Annotated in this window: 19 protein-coding genes; 10 read left to right on the plus strand and 9 right to left on the minus strand. The window is 70.0% G+C overall.

Going from position 1 to position 17,156, the window contains the following annotated elements; translation table 11 throughout:
- Window positions 1-103: 103 nt before the first annotated feature.
- From A3G1_RS0127595 to A3G1_RS0127605, 3 genes are read right to left on the minus strand one after another with little or no spacing between them, the layout of a single operon-like run.
- Window positions 104-844 carry a succinate dehydrogenase/fumarate reductase iron-sulfur subunit gene (locus A3G1_RS0127595; protein WP_018352740.1) on the minus strand — a complete coding sequence of 247 codons (741 nt, stop codon included), beginning with the start codon at window positions 842-844 and terminating at the stop codon, window positions 104-106.
- A complete protein-coding gene (locus A3G1_RS0127600) occupies window positions 844-2,781 on the minus strand; it encodes a fumarate reductase/succinate dehydrogenase flavoprotein subunit (RefSeq protein WP_018352741.1) in 1,938 nt (645 codons plus the stop codon). The genes A3G1_RS0127595 and A3G1_RS0127600 overlap by 1 nt, the downstream gene beginning before the upstream one ends.
- Before the next feature lie 2 nt (window positions 2,782-2,783).
- The gene (locus A3G1_RS0127605; protein WP_040479867.1) at window positions 2,784-3,464 is read right to left on the minus strand and encodes a succinate dehydrogenase cytochrome b subunit; all 681 of its coding nucleotides are present in this window, start codon (window positions 3,462-3,464) and stop codon (window positions 2,784-2,786) included.
- A gap of 81 nt (window positions 3,465-3,545) precedes the next feature.
- Between A3G1_RS0127605 and A3G1_RS0127610 the strand changes: the two genes are divergently transcribed.
- The 3 genes from A3G1_RS0127610 (at window position 3,546) to A3G1_RS0127620 (ending at window position 5,992) form a co-directional block, all read left to right on the plus strand.
- Window positions 3,546-4,430 (plus strand): LysR family transcriptional regulator, encoded by an 885-nt coding sequence (locus A3G1_RS0127610; protein ID WP_211216392.1) that lies wholly within the window; start codon window positions 3,546-3,548, stop codon window positions 4,428-4,430.
- 126 nt (window positions 4,431-4,556) lie between these two features.
- The gene (locus A3G1_RS0127615) at window positions 4,557-4,913 is read left to right on the plus strand and encodes a hypothetical protein (protein WP_157641436.1); all 357 of its coding nucleotides are present in this window, start codon (window positions 4,557-4,559) and stop codon (window positions 4,911-4,913) included.
- A gap of 119 nt (window positions 4,914-5,032) precedes the next feature.
- On the plus strand, window positions 5,033-5,992 hold the full coding sequence (locus A3G1_RS0127620; RefSeq protein ID WP_157641437.1) for a hypothetical protein: 960 nt from the start codon (window positions 5,033-5,035) through the stop codon (window positions 5,990-5,992).
- Here A3G1_RS0127620 and A3G1_RS0127625 read toward each other — a convergent pair.
- Together A3G1_RS0127625 and lysS are read right to left on the minus strand one after the other, a co-directional pair.
- Complete coding sequence (locus tag A3G1_RS0127625; protein ID WP_157641438.1) at window positions 5,989-6,759, minus strand: class I SAM-dependent methyltransferase; 771 nt, start codon at window positions 6,757-6,759, stop codon at window positions 5,989-5,991. The two genes, A3G1_RS0127620 and A3G1_RS0127625, sit on opposite strands and share 4 nt — an antisense overlap.
- A gap of 44 nt (window positions 6,760-6,803) precedes the next feature.
- The gene (gene lysS, locus A3G1_RS0127630; RefSeq protein WP_018352747.1) at window positions 6,804-8,498 is read right to left on the minus strand and encodes a lysine--tRNA ligase; all 1,695 of its coding nucleotides are present in this window, start codon (window positions 8,496-8,498) and stop codon (window positions 6,804-6,806) included.
- Between the two features lie 109 nt (window positions 8,499-8,607).
- Between lysS and A3G1_RS39125 the strand changes: the two genes are divergently transcribed.
- On the plus strand, window positions 8,608-9,489 hold the full coding sequence (locus tag A3G1_RS39125) for a GNAT family N-acetyltransferase (RefSeq protein ID WP_157641439.1): 882 nt from the start codon (window positions 8,608-8,610) through the stop codon (window positions 9,487-9,489).
- Window positions 9,490-9,538: 49 nt separating this feature from the next.
- Window positions 9,539-9,799: a Prokaryotic metallothionein gene (locus A3G1_RS0127640; protein ID WP_018352749.1), complete on the plus strand. Its 261-nt coding sequence runs from the start codon at window positions 9,539-9,541 to the stop codon at window positions 9,797-9,799.
- A gap of 97 nt (window positions 9,800-9,896) precedes the next feature.
- Here A3G1_RS0127640 and A3G1_RS0127645 read toward each other — a convergent pair whose 3' ends face one another.
- A complete protein-coding gene (locus A3G1_RS0127645) occupies window positions 9,897-11,186 on the minus strand; it encodes a dicarboxylate/amino acid:cation symporter (protein ID WP_018352750.1) in 1,290 nt (429 codons plus the stop codon).
- Between the two features lie 232 nt (window positions 11,187-11,418).
- On the opposite strand from A3G1_RS0127645, the gene A3G1_RS0127650 reads away from it, so the two are divergent.
- From A3G1_RS0127650 to thrS, 3 genes are all read left to right on the plus strand, one after another.
- Window positions 11,419-11,844 carry a hypothetical protein gene (locus tag A3G1_RS0127650; protein WP_018352751.1) on the plus strand — a complete coding sequence of 142 codons (426 nt, stop codon included), beginning with the start codon at window positions 11,419-11,421 and terminating at the stop codon, window positions 11,842-11,844.
- 46 nt (window positions 11,845-11,890) lie between these two features.
- Window positions 11,891-12,802 carry a tyrosine-type recombinase/integrase gene (locus A3G1_RS0127655; RefSeq protein ID WP_018352752.1) on the plus strand — a complete coding sequence of 304 codons (912 nt, stop codon included), beginning with the start codon at window positions 11,891-11,893 and terminating at the stop codon, window positions 12,800-12,802.
- A 210-nt stretch (window positions 12,803-13,012) separates the two neighbouring features.
- Window positions 13,013-14,185, plus strand: a complete 1,173-nt coding sequence (gene thrS / locus A3G1_RS0127660; protein ID WP_018352753.1) for a threonine--tRNA ligase — start codon at window positions 13,013-13,015, stop codon at window positions 14,183-14,185.
- On the opposite strand, the gene A3G1_RS0127665 is transcribed toward thrS, so the two are convergent.
- Together A3G1_RS0127665 and A3G1_RS37165 are read right to left on the minus strand one after the other, a co-directional pair.
- Window positions 14,154-14,486, minus strand: coding sequence for a hypothetical protein (locus A3G1_RS0127665; protein WP_018352754.1), 333 nt, complete (start codon window positions 14,484-14,486; stop codon window positions 14,154-14,156). The two genes, thrS and A3G1_RS0127665, sit on opposite strands and share 32 nt — an antisense overlap.
- 102 nt (window positions 14,487-14,588) lie before the next feature.
- Window positions 14,589-15,053 carry a hypothetical protein gene (locus tag A3G1_RS37165; RefSeq protein WP_157641440.1) on the minus strand — a complete coding sequence of 155 codons (465 nt, stop codon included), beginning with the start codon at window positions 15,051-15,053 and terminating at the stop codon, window positions 14,589-14,591.
- A gap of 64 nt (window positions 15,054-15,117) precedes the next feature.
- Between A3G1_RS37165 and rpsD the strand changes: the two genes are divergently transcribed.
- Both rpsD and A3G1_RS0127680 read left to right on the plus strand, forming a co-directional pair.
- Entirely contained in the window at window positions 15,118-15,726 is a 609-nt protein-coding gene (gene rpsD / locus A3G1_RS0127675; protein ID WP_018352756.1) for a 30S ribosomal protein S4, read from the plus strand.
- 34 nt (window positions 15,727-15,760) lie between these two features.
- On the plus strand, window positions 15,761-16,441 hold the full coding sequence (locus A3G1_RS0127680) for a thymidine kinase (RefSeq protein WP_018352757.1): 681 nt from the start codon (window positions 15,761-15,763) through the stop codon (window positions 16,439-16,441).
- 65 nt (window positions 16,442-16,506) lie between these two features.
- Here A3G1_RS0127680 and A3G1_RS0127685 read toward each other — a convergent pair whose 3' ends face one another.
- Complete coding sequence (locus tag A3G1_RS0127685; protein WP_018352758.1) at window positions 16,507-17,067, minus strand: hypothetical protein; 561 nt, start codon at window positions 17,065-17,067, stop codon at window positions 16,507-16,509.
- Window positions 17,068-17,156 lie beyond the last annotated feature (89 nt).

The following is a 17,156-nucleotide window of genomic DNA, read 5'->3' on the forward strand; positions in this document are numbered from 1 at the left end:
GCGGGAATGACAAGAGGAAGGCCCGCCCACGTACCGGAGTTGTACGTGGGCGGGCCTTCCGCGCTGCTCATTCCTGGTCTGGGAGGTGTCCCGGCCAGTCTGGTCAGACCTTGGAGGCCTTGAGGAAGTCGCGGTTGAGGCGGCCGATGGTCTCCAGCGGGATGCCCTTCGGGCAGACCGCCGTGCACTCACCGGTGTTGGTGCAGCCACCGAAGTCCAGCTCGTCGTGCGTGTGCACCATGTTGAGCACCCGCTCGTCGCGCTCCGGCTGGCCCTGCGGCACCAGGCCCAGATGCGTGATCTTCGCTGCGGTGAACAGCATGCCGGAACCGTTCGGGCAGGCTGCGACGCACGCGCCGCAGCCGATGCAGGTCGCGGCCTCGAACGCGGCGTCGGCGTCGGCCTTCGGCACCGGCACGGCGTGCGCGTCGGGCGCGGAACCGGTCGGAGCCGAGATGTAGCCACCCGCCTGAATGATCTTGTCGAACGCCGTGCGGTCGACGACCAGGTCCTTGATGACCGGGAACGCCCGCGCCCGCCACGGCTCGATGTCGATCGTGTCGCCGTCCTTGTAGTGCCGCATGTGCAGCTGGCACGTCGTCGTGGCCTTCTGCGGGCCGTGCGGGGTGCCGTTGATGACCAGGCTGCACGCGCCGCAGATGCCCTCACGGCAGTCGTGGTCGAAGGCGACCGGCTCCTCGCCGTCCAGGATCAGCTTCTCGTTGAGAACGTCGAGCATCTCCAGGAACGACATGTCCGGGGACACGTCCGACAGCGGGTAGGTGACCATGCGGCCCTTGTCCCCGGGACCGTTCTGCCGCCAGATGCGCAGAGTCAGGTTCATTACTTGTAGCTCCTCTGCGAAGGCTTGACGTACTCGAACACGAGCTCTTCCTTGTGCAGCACCGGCGCAGAACCGGTGTGCTCCCAGGCCGCCACGTACGAGAAGTTCTCGTCGTCGCGCTGCGCCTCGCCGTCGGCGTCCTGGCTCTCGGCGCGGAAGTGCCCGCCGCAGCTCTCGGTACGCGCCAGGGCGTCCAGGCACATCAGCTCGGCCAGGTCCATGAAGTCCACGACCCGCCCTGCGCGCTCCAGCGCCTGGTTGAGGCCCTCACCGGTACCGCTGACCTTGACGCGCTTCCAGAACTCCTCGCGCAGCTCCGGGATGCGCTCCAGAGCCTTGCGCAGGCCGGCCTCGGTGCGCTCCATGCCGCAGTACTCCCACATGAGCTGGCCCAGCTCGCGGTGGAAGGAGTCGGCGGTGCGGTCGCCGTCGTTGGTCACGAGCCGCTCGATCTGGCCGGTGACCTTCGCGATGGCTTCCTTCGACGCCGGGTGGCTCTCGTCGACCTTGTCGAACGGGCCGGCCGCCAGGTAGTCACCGATGGTGTTCGGCAGCACGAAGTACCCGTCGGCGAGGCCCTGCATCAGCGCGGACGCGCCGAGCCGGTTGGCGCCGTGGTCGGAGAAGTTCGCCTCGCCCGCCACGAACAGGCCCGGGATGGTCGACTGGAGGTCGTAGTCGACCCACAGCCCGCCCATCGTGTAGTGCACGGCCGGGTAGATCCGCATGGGCTGCTCGAACGGGTTCTCGCCGGTGATCCGCTCGTACATCTCGAACAGGTTGCCGTACTTGGCGTCGACGGCGTCCCGGCCGAGCCGCTTGATCGCGTCGGCGAAGTCGAGGTACACGCCCAGGCCACCCGGGCCGACACCACGGCCCTCGTCGCACACGTTCTTCGCGGCGCGGGAGGCGATGTCACGGGGCACCAGGTTGCCGAACGCCGGGTAGATGCGCTCGAGGTAGTAGTCGCGCTCGGCCTCGGGGATGTCGGCGGCCCTGCGGGTGTCACCCTTGGCCTTCGGCACCCACACGCGGCCGTCGTTACGCAGCGACTCGCTCATCAGGGTCAGCTTCGACTGGTGGTCGCCGCTGACCGGGATGCAGGTCGGGTGGATCTGGGTGTAGCAGGGGTTCGCGAAGTACGCGCCCCGCCGGTGCGCACGCCAGCTCGCCGTGACGTTGCAGCCCTTGGCGTTGGTCGACAGGTAGAACACGTTGCCGTACCCGCCGGACGCCAGCACCACGGCGTCGGCGAAGTGCGTCTCGATCTCGCCGGACACCATGTCCCGCACGACGATGCCCCGGGCCCGGCCGTCGATGACGATCAGGTCCAGCATCTCGTGGCGGGAGTGCATCTCGACGGTGCCGGCCGCGATCTGCCGCTCCAGGGCCTGGTACGCGCCGAGCAGCAGCTGCTGGCCCGTCTGCCCCCGGGCGTAGAACGTCCGCGACACCTGCGCGCCGCCGAAGGACCGGGTGTCGAGCAGGCCGCCGTACTCACGGGCGAACGGCACGCCCTGTGCCACGCACTGGTCGATGATCTCCACCGAGATCTGGGCCAGCCGGTGCACGTTGGACTCGCGCGAGCGGAAGTCGCCGCCCTTCACCGTGTCGTAGAACAGCCGGTGGATCGAGTCGCCGTCGTTGCGGTAGTTCTTCGCGGCGTTGATGCCGCCCTGCGCGGCGATCGAGTGGGCGCGGCGCGGGGAGTCCTGGTAGCAGAACGACTTCACCCGGTAGCCCAGCTCGCCCAGCGTGGCGGCGGCGGCGCCACCGGCCAGGCCGGTGCCGACGACGATCACGTCGAGCTTGCGCTTGTTGGCCGGGTTGACCAGCTTGGCGCCGAACCGGCGCTTGTCCCACCGGGTCTCGATCGGGCCCTCGGGGGCCTTCGAGTCCTTGATGGGCTCGCCTTCGGTGTAATCCGAGAACGTCATCGCTACTTCACCAACCCCGTGACAACCGCGAACGGCACGGACAGGAACATGGCGCACAGGAGCACGGAGAAGCCGAGGGCGACGCCCTTGAGGAACTTCTCTCGCCGCTCGTTGCTGCGGCCCAGGGTCTGGATAGCACTCCAGAGGCCGTGCCGCAGGTGGAACCCGACAGTCACCACGGCCAGCACGTAGAACGCGGTCACGTACCAGCGCGAGGGGGCGAAGTCGGCGGACAGCCGGGCGAAGGGGCCGCCGTCCGGGTTCGGGTTCAGGTGACCGGTGGTGAGGTCGAGGATGTGGTAGATGACGAAGAGGACGACGATCACGCCACCCCAGCGCATCGTCCGCGCGGCGTAGGAGCCCTGCACCGGCTTGCGGTGGGCGTACTTCACCGGGCGGGCGCGCTTGGCCCGCAGCGCGAGCGAGGTCGCCGACCAGATGTGCCCGATGACCGCGGCCAGCAGGCCGACCCGGGCCAGCCACAGGAAGCCCTCGTGCGGCAGGATCGGCGTCAGCACCGTGCGCAGCCAGTGCGAGTAGTGGTCGAACGCGTCGCCGCCGAAGAACACCTTCATGTTCCCGAGGGCGTGGAAGAACAGGAACCCGACGAGCATCAGGCCCGTCACCGCCATCACGGCCTTCTTGCCCACCGTTGACCGCGTCAACGACTTGGACCTAGTCATAACTGCCACAACGTCAGACGCTAAGCACGTACCGGACAGTCGTCTAATGCATCAGACCCCCATGGTCCATTCCCTTAGGCTATGGGTATGCAGCTCCAGCAGCTCCGGTACTTCGTCGCGGTCGCCGAATCCCGGCATTTCACGCAAGCCGCCGAGAATATCGGTGTGACCCAACCCACGCTGAGTAAGCAGATTCACACCCTGGAGATGGATCTCGGGGCCACCCTGCTCAACCGGGGCCGTGGCGCGATCACCCTGACCCCCGCAGGTGAGGCCTTGCTGCCCCTGGCCAGGAGAATCATCGCCGACGCCGACACCGCCAGGTCCGAGATCGGCGACCTGATCGGCCTGCGTACCGGGCGGCTGCGGCTCGGCGCGACCCCCAGCCTGTGCACGTCGCTGGCGGCCGAGGCTCTGCGCGCCTTCCGCGACGCCCACCCCGGAGTCCGGTTGCAGGTGGAGGAGGGCGGCTCCCAGGACCTCGTGCGTACCCTCACCCGGGGCGGCCTCGACCTCGCCCTCATCATCCTCCCCGAGCACGGCACCGACCCGGCCCTGGAAACCCGGCCGCTGCTGTCGGAGAGCCTCGTCGTCGCCTCCGCGTACTCCCTCGGCCGCCGCGAAGTGGAGATCACCGACCTGCGGCACTACGACCTGGTCATGTTCCGCCCCGGGTACGACCTGCGCGACGCGACCCTGGAGGCGTGCGGCCGGGCCGGGTTCACGCCGCGCTTCGCCGTGGAGGGCGGGGAGATGGACGCGGTACTCGGGTTCGTGGAGGCGGGCCTGGGCGTCGCCCTCGTACCCGCGATGGTCCTCGCCGGCCGCCCGCGCCTGCGCGCCACCCCGCTCGCGGCCCCCGGCATCCCGCGCACCATCGCCCTCGCCCAGCGCCGCGACGTCGAGCCGACCCACGCGGCCCGCGCGTTCCAGGAGATCCTGCTGGCCCACCTCGCCGACCGCTGAGCTGGGCAGGCGCCTGTGCGGAACAGAACGGAACAGCATTCCGTACTCATCGGAACACTGTCAGCCATTGTGCCCCTCTGTGGGTGCCCCGAAGCTGGGGCCAGCGCCGCCGGTGACGTGCCGGCGGTGATCGATCCTCAGGAGGAACTCTTGATCAGGAAGACGCTCACCGTGATCGTGCTGACCGCAGGTGTGCTCGGGGCTGCCACGCCGGCTGTGGCCGCCAGCCCGGATGCCGCCCCGAGCGTGAGTGCGGACGGCCCCTACTGCGCACTGTCGTGGAACGACAACTACACCGCTGGCATCACGTGCGTCGGCGGCGGAAACGGCTCGTTCCGCGCCAGCGCGCAGTGCAAGAACGGCCAGTGGGCACGAGGCGAAACCGTTGCGCTGGGCTATACCTCCTACGCCTACTGCTCGTCCCTCGGTTCCTCGCTGTACAAGCCCGTGCGGTGGAACGCCTTCGTCGGCACCTCGAACTGAGTGTCAGCTGGCTCGCGGCCCCCGGCCTGGCACCGGCCAGGGGCCGCGAGCGAATCGTCCCGCCAGGCCCGTCAACGGCGGCCTAGAATCGGCACTCCACCATGCATAGGAGCGTGTCGATGTCGCCAGTGCGTGCCCAAGGCCTCCTGCGCCGCCTCGCCCGGCTGATGCCGCCCCAGCGCGGCTGGGCGCTGGCGGGGCTCGTCGTCCTGATGTTCATCATCCCGGTGACCGTCCACAACCTCCAGGAGATCTACCGCAGCCAGAAGGACTTCGTCGTCGGCCTCGCGTTCTCCGCCGCGTCGTTCTGCTTCGGCCGCGCGTACAGCCGCAGGTCCGAGCAGGAGGCCATCCACCTGGTCCAGAGCCCCACACCGGAGGTCGAGCGCGCGCTCCGAGAGGAGACGTTCGCCTGGCTGGCCCGGCGAGGGGTGTTCGCGGAGTCCTCGGTTCTCGGCAGGAACCTGGAGGCGGCCTGCGAACGGCTCGGCGAGTTCTACGACCTCCAGGCCGGGCACGCCGGGTTCCACCAGACCATGCCGGTGCTCAAGGTCGCCATCTCCGACGTCGAACGCGCCCGGCGGAACGTCGTGGCCCTCGACCTGATGCTCGACCCCGACCGGCAGGACCGGCACGAGGGCATGCCGGAGGGTGTCCGGCTCCGGCTGCTGTCGGCCGGGCGCGACCTCGCCGCGGCGAACGACCGGCGGGACAAGGTACACACCTGGCTCCTGGACGCGCTGCCACCGGAGGAGCAGGAGGCCATGCCCCTGTTTCTCGTCATGACCTCGGATGTCCTCAAAGCACTGCGCGGTCTCGACGCCGCGCTGAACAACGACACCGGCCAGGCACTGGCCGAGCAGCTCACCGTGGTGCGGGACTTCCTGCTCGTGGCGGCCGAGCGCACTGAGGAACTCGCGCAGCTCCTCGGAGTCCTGCGCCTGCCGCCACCCCAGATCTTCCGGGTGATGGACGCCGACATCCGCCACGCGAGCCAGGGCATCTCCGGGATCCTGGCGGCAGGCGCGCGACCGGACGTGCCCGGGCCGCGCCGGCCGAAGCCGGAGGCGGCAGGCTAGTTCTTCCTGGCCAGCAGCACGTACGTCTCGTGCTGCGACCTGATCGTCCCGCCCAGCTCGTCAACTGCTTCCCGGACCGCGCCGAGCAGGGCCGCCAGCCGCTCGGGGCCGAGGCGGCGGTGGTCGCTGATCGTGGAGGCCAGCCCGGCCCACTCGCCGGAGGTGAAGGAGTACTCCCAGCCGTAGAACCGGGGTTCCTCCACGGTGAACCGGGGGTCTCCGGCGAACGGGTCGCCGGACAGGTCGTCAAGAATCGTGTCGCTCCGTGGCCGCCACATCTGCGACACCTCGGGCGCGTGCTGCTGGTAGACGGCGTCGAGAGCCTCGACCACATGCTCGGATACCGAATAGGTGTTCCAGAACCGTGCGGCGGTCCCGCCCGGGTTGAGGATCTCGGCTGCCTTGGCCACGCCCTCGGCCGGGTTGATCCAGTGCCACGCGTCGGCGCAGGTGAGCAGGTCGAAGGTCCGGCCGGCGGCGTCCCAGGTCTCAAAAGCGGCGATCTCGACGTCCAGCCCATGCCCCCGCGCCACGGTGGCCATCCGCTCGTCCAGCTCGACGCCGAGAACGGCCAGCCCGCGCCGGGCCAGCGCTGTGGCCGCCTTGCCGGTGCCGCAGCCCACGTCCAGCACGGTTCCAGGGTTCCGTGCGGCCAGGTCGCCGATCAGAGCCTCGGGATAGGACAGCCGGTACCGGTCGTAGTCCCCGGCCGCCGAGCCGAAGGACCCGGCCCGGGCCCGGTCGCGGTGCAGTTCCTCGATGGTCATGATCGCCACGCTACCCGGGGGCAGCGTGGCGATCATCGGGTGCGTTACTGCCCCAGCAGCCTGCGGACCCGGTCGGCGCCGACCGCCAGGAGCAGCGTGGGCAGCCGCGGGCCGGTGTCGCGGGAGACGAGCAGCGTGTAGAGCAGGGCGAAGAAGTTCCGCTGCGCGACCTTGAGTTCCGGGGTCGGCTTGGTGTCGGCGGGCAGCCCGGCCTGGATCTTCGGCACGCCGTAGACCAGGGTGGTCAGGCCGTCGAGCGACCAGTGCTCGTCCAGGCCCTCAGCGAGCAGCCGCAGCGACTCGCGCTGGGTGTCGCCGAGGGAATCGAGAAGTTCCTTGTCGGCTTCCTCGCGGACCTGGGTGCGCTGGTCGGCGGGCACCTGGGTGGTGATCCAGTGCTGGGCCAGGTCGAGCCTCGGCCGGGCCTCGTCCAGGCTGGTGATCGGGTCGGCCGGGTCGAGGTCACGCAGGATGCGCAGTGTCTGCTCGTCCTGCCCGGTCGTGATGTCCACGATCGAGGCCAGCGTGCGGTACGGCAGCGGCCTCGGCGTCACCGGCAGCGGCCCGGTGGCCGTGCCGGCCGCGCGGCCGTAGGAGGAGGTGTCCGCCTCGTTCGCCGTGCCCTCGGTGACCTTGCGGGTCAGCACGTCCCACTCGTCGTACGTCCGCTGGATCTCCTGGTCGAACGCGATCTTGAAGGACTGGTTCGGCTTGCGGCGCGCGTACAGCCAGCGCAGCAGCGGGGCCTCCATGATCTGGAGAGCGTCGGCAGCCGTCGGCACGCCACCCTTCGAGCTGCTCATCTTCGCCATGCCGCTGATGCCGACGAACGCGTACATCGGGCCGATCGGCTGCTTGCCGCCGAACACCTCGCCGACGATCTGCCCGCCGACCTGGAACGAGGAACCGGGGGACGAGTGGTCCACACCGGAAGGCTCGAAGACCACGCCCTCGTAGGCCCAGCGCATCGGCCAGTCGACCTTCCAGACCAGCTTGCCCCGGTTGTGCTCGGACAGCTTCACGGTCTCGGAGTGCCCGCACTGGCAGGTGTACGCGAGCTCGGTGCTGGCCTCGTCGTAGGCGGTGACCGTCGTCAGGTCACGCTCGCACACCGAGCAGTAGGGCTTGTACGGGAAGTACCCGGCCGCGGCCTTGCCGTCGTCCTCGCCAGCCGCCCCGGAACCCTCCGCCGCGGCGGCCTCGTCCTCGTCGGCCGACACCTTCGCCGGCTTCTTCGTCCGGTACCGGTCGAGCACCGTGTCGATCGTGTTCCGCTCGCGCATGGCCAGCAGGATCTGCTCCCGGTACGCGCCAGAGGTGTACATCTCGGTCTGGCTGATGCCCCGGAACTCCACGCCCAGCTCGGCCAGCGCCGCGATCATCGGGGCCTTGAAGTGCTCGGCCCAGTTCGGGTACTCGCTGCCGGCCGGGGCTGGCACCGAGGTCAGCGGCTTGCCGATGTGCTCGGCCCACGAGGGGTCGATCCCGGCGGGCACCTTGCGGAACCGGTCGTAGTCGTCCCAGGAGATGATGTGCACGGCGTCGTGGCCCCGGCGGCGGATCTCGTCGGCCACCAGGTGCGGGGTCATCACCTCACGCAGGTTGCCCAGGTGGATCGGGCCGGAGGGGCTGAGCCCCGAGGCGCAGACGATGGTCTTGCCCGGCGCTCGCCGTTCCGCCTCGGCGATAACCTCGTCAGCGAACCTTGACACCCAGTCGGCGTCGGTGCTCTGCGCCACTACCTGCACTTCCTTCCTCAATATCCGTCAGCGGACCATTCTCGCAGTACCGCATGACGGGCCTGAAACTCGGTGGCGGGAACGAGCCACCTCGCCCACGCTGCTCGCCATGCGACGCTACGACTACACAGGACCAGACGATCTCCGCGCCATGCAGTTTCTGGTGCGGCGGCTGTGGCCGCACAGCTATCAGGGGCACGCCGGGAACCTGGCGTGGAGCCGGTTCCAGCACACCGGCCGCGAGGGGGAGTGGCGCACGTCCCTGTGGGCCGACGGGGACACCGTCGCCGCGTGGGCGTGGACCTACGACGACGGCACCATCGAGATCTGCACCGATCCGGCGTACCCGGAGCTGGCCGCCGAGGTCCTCGCCTGGAGCCAGGCTGCGTGGCCGGGCGTCCAGCGGCACAGCGTGGAGATCCTCCAGTCCGCCGGGCATCTGTCCGCCGCGCTGCTGACCGCCGGCTTCACTCCCGCAGACACCAGCGGGATCGTGATGGCCCGTCTCCACCACAACCTCGAAAACCTCGCAGATCCTGTCGTACCCGGCGGCTTCACCCTCCGTCACGCCCAGCCGGGCGACGAGGGCCGGTGGGCCGCCGTCCACCAGTCGGCCTTCGCCCCCTCGCGGGTGACAGAGGAGAGCATCGGGAACGTGTGGTCGGCCTGGCCGTTCGAGCACCGGTTCGCGTGGCTCGCGGAGGCGCCCGACGGCAGCTTCGGGGCGTACGTGATCGGCTGGTACGACGAGGTCAGCCGGGTCGGCGAGTTCGAGCCGGTCGGTGTTCGTGAGGACCTGCAACGGCAGGGGCTCGGCCGGGCGGTGTGCCTGGCCGCGCTGCACGCGTTCCGGGCGGCCGGCGCCGAGCACGCTGTCGTGTACTGCCGCGCCGACGACGGGTACCCGGCTCCGGCCGCGCTGTACACCGCGATCGGCTTCGAAGAGTACGACCGCACCGAAACATATGAAAATCGCCGTTTAGCGGACTAGCCGCCCGGGCATCCCGCACAGTAGGGGGGACGCGAAGGGGGGCCGGTCAATGGCGGTCTGTGAGGTCTGCGGAAACGACTACTGGATGTCGTTCGAGGTACACACGGTCGGCGGCAACGTGCACATCTTCGACTCGATGGAGTGCGCTGCCCACCGGCTGGCCCCGGTGTGCGAGCACTGCCGGTGCCGGGTCCTCGGGCACGGCGTCGAGGTCGACGGCCGCTTCTTCTGCTGCGCGCACTGCGCCCGGACCAGCGGCATGGAACACGGCGCCGAGATCCGCGACTGCGTCGGCGCGCACCCGGGCTGATCCGGCCAGGTCAGGCGGCCCGTGCGTGGGCCACCCGGGCACGCTGCCGCTGATCGCGCTGGCCCGCCGAGCTGGGGCCAGCGCGATTCTGCGTGCCCTACGCCGTTGCGGGCTCCGGCTCAGGCTCAGGCTCCGGCTGGGGCTCCGCCTCGATCGACCGGGACCCGGCCGAGTCGTAGGCGTCCCGGTCGAGAGTGCCCTCGCGGGCGCTGACCACGACCGGTACGAGGGCCTGGCCTGCCACGTTGGTCGCGGTGCGGATCATGTCGAGGATCGGGTCGATCGCCAGCAGCAGCCCGGCGCCCTCCAGCGGGAGGCCGAGGGTGCTCAGGGTCAGGGTGAGCATCACGATCGCCCCGGTCAGGCCGGCGGTCGCCGCCGAGCCGACGACTGAGACGAAGGCGATCAGCAGGTACTCCTTGATGCCCAGCGGCACGTTGAACACCTGGGCGACGAAGATCGCGGCCAGGGCCGGGTACACGGCGGCGCAGCCGTCCATCTTGGTCGTCGCGCCGAACGGCACCGCGAACGAGGCGTACTCCTTCGGCACGCCCAGCCGCTCGGTGACCCGCTGCGTGACGGGCATCGTGCCGACCGAGGACCGCGACACGAAGGCCAGCTCGATCGCAGGCCACGCCCCTGCGAAGAACCGCAGCGGGTTGAGCCGGGCGAACAGGGCCAGGACCAGCGGGTACACCACGAACAGCACGATGGCGCAGCCGACGTACACGTCGATGGCGAAGGTCGTCAGCGGCTTGAGCAGGTCCCAGCCGTAGCCGGCCACCGCGTGCCCGATCAGGCCCAGGGTGCCGATCGGGGCGAGCCGGATGACCCACCACAGCGCCTTCTGCGTGACCTCCAGTACCGCGCGGTTGAGGTTCACGAAGGCCTCGGCCTTGGCTCCGGCCGCCAGCGTCGCGGCACCCGCGACCAGGGCCAGGAACACGATCTGGAGCACGTTGGGCTTGCTGAACGCCTCCACCAGGTTGGTGGGGATGATCCCGGTCAGGAAGTCGATCCAGGTACCCGACTTGCTGGGCGCCTTCGCGCCGGTGACGTCGAGGGTGACGCCCTTGCCGGGGTTGGTGAGCAGGCCCAGCCCGATGCCGACGCTCACGGCGACCAGCGAGGTGATGCCGAACCAGACGAGGGTCCGCACGGCGAGCCGTGCCGCGTTGCTCACGCCGCGCAGGTTGACCAGGCTCACCACGATCGCGGTGAACACCAGCGGCGGAACGGCCAGCTTCAGCAGCTGGACGAAGATCGAGCCGGTCTTGTCGAGGGCAGTGGCCAGCCAGGAGATGTCCTGGCTCCTGGCGAGCAGTCCCAGTGCCACGCCCAGGACGAGGGCGAGCAGGATCTGCGCCGAGAAGGGAAACTTCTTCATGCTTTGTCCAATTTTTTATCTGGTACGCGGGAGGGGAAGGTGTTACCGGTAACCGGGACAGCCGCCGCTGGCCTGTAGTCGCAGGTCGACATACAGGCGCTTCGTGAAGAACCAGACTTTGGTCATAGCGCGGGCGAGCCTATCCAGGCCGGGCAGATCGAATCCACCTTTCGGCCCGTGATGGCACACACACGCCCCGCGACCTTGCCCCGTTGCACTAGTGTGCAGCGGCGTGTACCCACAAACTCCACACCAGCCCGCAGGGCTCACCCTGACCACCAAGTACCACTGGCTGACGTTCATGTTCGCCCTGTTCAAGCCCAAGGCTCTGATCAACGGGCACGAGGCGCAGCTCGCGTGGGGCGACAACCACCTTCCGCTGCCTCCCGGCCTGCACACGATCGAGGTCTGGATCCCGTACCTGTGGAAGGTCGGCTCGGCCACGATCCAGGTCGACACCCGCAGCGGGCAGCCGGTGGCACTGTTCTACTCGGCCCCGGCGATCGCCTTCTCTGGCGGCGCGCTGGACTACCAGCAGCAGAAGCACCCCGGCATGATGCTGGCCATCCTGCTCATGGTCGTCCCGCTGGCCCTGGTCATCCTCTGCTGCTGCGGCAGCACGCTGCTCAGCGCGATGAGCGACAGCTCGTCCTACTAGGCGAGCACTGCGGGGCTCCGCGCACCGGAAGGCATAAGGTCGGCAGGTGACTGTGGACCTGATGCCTTCCGGTGCCGAGCTCCCGGCGGGGTTCGCCATGCCCGCCGCCGCGCGGATCGCAGCAGCCTTCCTGCTCGGCTACCGGGGGAACACCCGTGCGGCGTACGCGGCGGACCTCGCCCACTTCGGGCGGTGGTGCGCGCACCTCGACGTGGAGGTCCTCTCCTGCGGGCGCGCGCACCTCGACGCCTATGTGGACCAGCAGTCCCGGGACGGTGCGGCCCCGGCCACGATCCGCCGCCGCGTGTCGGCGATCGCCGGCTTCTTCTCCTACGCCCTCGACGAGGGGCTGATCCAGCGCAACCCGGCCGCCCGGGTACGGCGCCCGTCGGCAGGGGACAACGTCCAGTCGACCGGCCTGACCCCGGCCGAGGCAGCCGCCCTGATCGCCGCCGCCGAGGAACACTCCACGCGGGCGGCCGTGATCGTCCTGCTCTCCCTCCTGCTCGGCCTGCGGGTCAGCGAGCTGTGCTCGGCCACCGTCGCCGACCTGTCACACCAGCGCGGCCACCGGGTACTCACCGTGACCCGCAAGGGCGGCAAGCGCCAGACGATGGCCGTGCCGCCCCGGGCCGCCGCCGCGATCGACGACTACCTCGGCGGGCGCGCCGAGGGCCCGCTGCTGGTCACCGCGACCGGCCGGGGCATGGACCGGCACGCGGTGTGGCGCCTGATCCGGCTGCTGGCCGGGCGGGCCGTGCCGCATCTCGCGCACACCCTGCACCCACACGACCTGCGGCACACGTGCGCGACTCTCGCGCTCGACGCCGGGGCCACGCTTCGCGACGTGCAGGACCTGCTGGGCCACGCCGACCCGCGGACGACCCGGCGCTACGACCGGGCGAGGTTCAGCCTGGACCGCTCGCCGAGCCACCAGCTCGCCGCCCTGCTCAGCTGAGCGGTGCCCATATTGGCTGGCGGGCCGCCGGCCGCTCCCGTTACGGTGGCCGCATGATGATCGCCGCACTCAGCACGACGACGCCGGGCACACCCCGGCGGATGTGGCGAGCGCGGTAGTCACCGCTGACACCAGAACCCCGGGGCATGCGCCCCGGGGTTCTTTCGTGGTTCCCGGTGCGCGTGTCCCCGTATCTCCAGGGAGCACACCATGAGCCTGCACGCTGACCTCGGCCGGGAACTCGGCATCTTCGACTCACACCCGCTGGCGGGGGCCGGCCTGCCGATCTGGCTGCCCGAAGGCGCGGCGGTCCGGCTGTCCGTTGAGGACTACCTGCGCAGGGCGGAACGCGCTGCCGGGTACCAGCACGTCTACTCACCGCCCATCGGCAAGCGTGAGCTGTACGAGATCTCCGGCCACTGGCAGCACTTCGCCGAGGACATGTTCCCGGTGATGGACGGCGAGGTGCTGCGGCCGAGCCTGTGCCCGCACCACGCGATCGTCTTCGGGCTGCGCGGCCGGTCGTACCGGGAGCTGCCGCTGCGGATCGCCGAGATCGGCCAGCAGTTCCGGGCCGAGCGGTCGGGTGTGGTCGGCGGGCTGTCCCGGGTGCGGTGCATGAACCTGAACGACGCGCACATCTTCTGTTCCCCGGACCAGATCGCCGCCGAGGTCGGGGCTGTCCTCGACCTGATCATCGCCGCGTACGAGCATCTGGGCATCTCCGGCCACCGGTTCCGGCTGTCGCTGCGGGGCGCGCCGGACGACCCGAAGTACGCGGCCGGGGCCGCGATGTGGGACCGGGCCGAGAATCACCTGCGGAACGCGCTGCTCGACCGGCAGTCCGGGTTCGAGGAGATGCCGGGGGAGGCGGCGTTCTACGGGCCGAAGATCGACGTGCAGGTACCGGACGCGGCCGGCAAGGAGTGGACCCTGTCGACCGTGCAGCTCGACTTCTGCAAGCCGGGCCGGTTCGCGCTGCGGTACAGGGGCGCGGACGGGCAGTCCCATGAGCCGGTGATGATCCACCGCTCGATAGCCGGGTCGATGGAACGGCTGGTCGCCCTGATGCTGGAGCAGAACCAGGGTGCCTTCCCGGCGTGGTGCGCCCCGGTACAGCTCGCGGTGCTCCCCGTCGGGGACGTGCCCGTGGACGGGCTGCTGTCGCCGGACCTGCGCTCGGTGGTGCTCAGCGAGGGCTCTCTCGGGTCCCGGGTACGGGAGGCCATCAGCCGCAAGATCCCGTTCGCCGCCGTCGTGGGGGAGCGGGAGGCCCGGGCCGGCGAGGTGTCGCTGCGGGTACGCGGCAGCTCCGAAGCCCGGGTACTGCCGCTGGCCGAGGCCAGGGCGCTCATCGCGCGGGAGTGCCAGCCGCCTCACTGACCTGCCTGACCGGCGTGTCCCCGCCGCTGGCTTCCCCGGCCGGCGGCGGGGTCACGTCCTCTGGCTGCCTGTACCCCCGGCCGATCAGCCAGGTACCGAGGCCCATGAACGAGACGGCGAGCCCGGCGAGCCCGAACTGCGCGTACCACGGCTCAGCCCACGTCCAGGACTGGAGGATGTCGCCGTTGCCCTGGAGTTTCCAGACGGCGGAGAGCACCAGGAACACCGCGAAGGAGCACAGGCCGAGGCCGATGAGCCAGGGGTTGCGATAGGGCTTGGCGGGCTCGCCGTTGACTGTCATGGATACCATCTTCCCCGGCCGGGCCGCCGCGCGCCTGCTCCCGGCGGGGGAAACGCGCGTACGACTCAGGTCTGACCCGGGCCGTGGTTCCTCCACTGTGGGTCAGCGCTGGGCCGGCAGGACCATCGGCTCGGCGTCGAGGTACTCGTCCACGTCGACCTCGACGAGCGAGTCGCCGTGCGCGAGGCGGACCTCGGCCAGGTCGAGCCGGTAGATGCTGTGGCCCTCGCCGATGCCGAGCAGGTCGCTGACCGGGTTGACCTCGGCGAATTCGAGGGCTGCGGCGCGGGCGGCGATCCCGTCGAGCCTGGTGGCCCAGCCGGACAGCCACAGCCGGCCGTGGCTGGGGTGGTCGATGGACAGGACCGCGCCGGTGTCGGTGCCGCCGTCCTCCGGTACGAGCGCTTCGGCGAGGTGGCTCCGGTCGTGGACGAGGAGCAGCGGGCTGCCGTCGCTGCCGGTGGCGTGGCGTACGCGGAGCGGGCAGAAGTACCCCTTCACGTGGGCCATGCCGGGCAACCGCCCGCTGGCGAGAGTCCTGGCGACTGCGGCCGGGCTGGCATCCACTGGCCACCTCCTGTGATGTTAGGCTTCCCTTAGTTAGTGAAGGCTAACCTATTAAGGAGGCAGTGTGAACCAGGCCCGGCCCAAGGTGCGGCTCTCCCGCGCGCTCGGCATCCCGCTCACCCCCAAGTGCGTGAAGTACTTCGAGCGCAGGCCTTTCCCGCCGGGTGTGCACGGCCGGGCCCGCAAGAAGGTCAGCGACTACGGGACCCGGCTGCTGGAGAAGCAGCGGCTGCGCCACCAGTACAACGTCAGCGAGAAGCAGCTGCGCCGGACCTTCGAGGAAGCCGTCCGCAAGCCCGGCAAGAGCGGTGACAACCTGGTCGCCCTGCTGGAGTGCCGCCTCGACGCGCTCGTGCTGCGCTCCGGCTTCGCCCGCACCATCTACCAGGCCCGCCAGATGGTCACCCACCGGCACATCCTGGTGAACGGCCGGCGCGTCGACAAGCCGTCCTTCCGCGTCAAGCCGTACGACACGATCGAGGTCGCCGCCAAGAGCAAGCAGTCGGTGCCGTTCCAGACGGCCGCCGCCGGCGGGTACGCCTCCGAGCGCCCGGCCGCCTACCTCGACGTCAGCCTGTCCGCCCTGCGGGCCACGCTGCTGCGGGTACCGGAGCGCGTGCAGGTGCCCGTGGTGTGCGACGTGCAGCTCGTCGTGGAGTTCTACAGCCGCTGACCCCGTTGTTACCGGCCGTGTAAGGTAACGGCCCGTGACTCCAGACGCTCTCGCGGTACCGGCCGCTGGTGACGGGCGGCTCCGGCACGGCGCCAGCCTCAAGTTCTTCTACGGGCCGATGGACTGCGGTAAGTCCACTCTGGCCCTCCAGATGAACCACAACCACGCCCGGCAGGGCCGGCGGGGGCTGCTGCTGACCAAACTGGACCGTTCGGGAACCGCCCAGATCACCAGCCGGATCGGCCTGGGCCGCGAGGCACTGGAACTCACCGACGACATGGACCTGCGCGAGCTGGTCCGGGCCAACTGGGCGGCCGGCGAGCGCGTCGACTACCTGATCTGCGACGAGGCACAGTTCTACACCCTCGCCCAGATCGAGCAGCTCGCCGACCTGGTGGACTGCTCCGACGTCGACGTGTACGCCTTCGGCCTGGCCACCGACTTCCGCTCGGAGCTGTTCCCGGCGGCCCGGCGGCTGTTCGAGCTGGCCGACTGCGTGGCCAGGCTCCAGGTCGAGGTGCTGTGCTGGTGTGGCCGGGAGGGCAACTTCAACGCCCGCATCATGGGCGACCTGGTGATCCGGGAGGGCGAGCAGGTCGTGATCGGCGACACGGGAGCCGACGCCGTCAGGTACCAGGTGATGTGCCGCAGGCACTACCGCACCGGCGACCTGGGACCGGTGGCACCCAGCGCGGGCCAGCTGCGCCTCGCCTGAAGTCACACAATCCAGTCATAGCGGAAGGGGGCCGGTGCGCACCGGCCCCCTTCCTGCTGCTCGCGTCACTGATTGACCGGCACTGGTACCGGCACCGGCAGGCACGACGCCGCGCCCGGTGCCGCCTTGGTCAGGTCCGTGACCGTCGTCTGGACGCCCGTCACCTGGCCGAGGAGCCCCACCACGTCCGGCAGGGCGCCGCCCAGGGTCTTGAGCAGGTTCTGGAGCAGGCCGAAGAGCTGCGACAGCAGGCCGGCCGCCGGCGCCGCGCACGGCGGGACGGCGGGGACACCCGGCAGCGGCAGTCCTTCGTTGGCCGCCACGGGAACCGGCACGGGGACTGCGGTTGCCGGGTTCGGCAGGCAGCCGAGGGCGACCAGGTTGGTCGCGATCCCGGTGATCTTGCCGACGATCCCGGTCACCTTGCCGATGTCGGGCGGGATGCCCTGCAGTGCCCCCGTGATGTCGGTCAGGGCCTTGGTGATCTCACTGGTCAGGTCCGCGCACGCCGCTGCCCCTTCCGGGGCCGGTGGTTCGGCTGCGGCGCTGCCAGCAGGGAGGACGCCGACCGCGAACGCCGCGATCAGGGACATGCCGAGCAGCTTGAGTCTTCGGGTACCGAACATCATTCCTCCGTCCACGCAGATGCGCTCCGGCGGACAACGGCGGAATTGCCGTAGTCCGCCAGTTACAAACCGTAGTCATAACAGCGCGG

Origin of the sequence: Longispora albida DSM 44784 (assembly GCF_000379825.1) — a bacterium.
Classification (GTDB): Bacteria; Actinomycetota; Actinomycetes; order Mycobacteriales; family Micromonosporaceae; genus Longispora; species Longispora albida.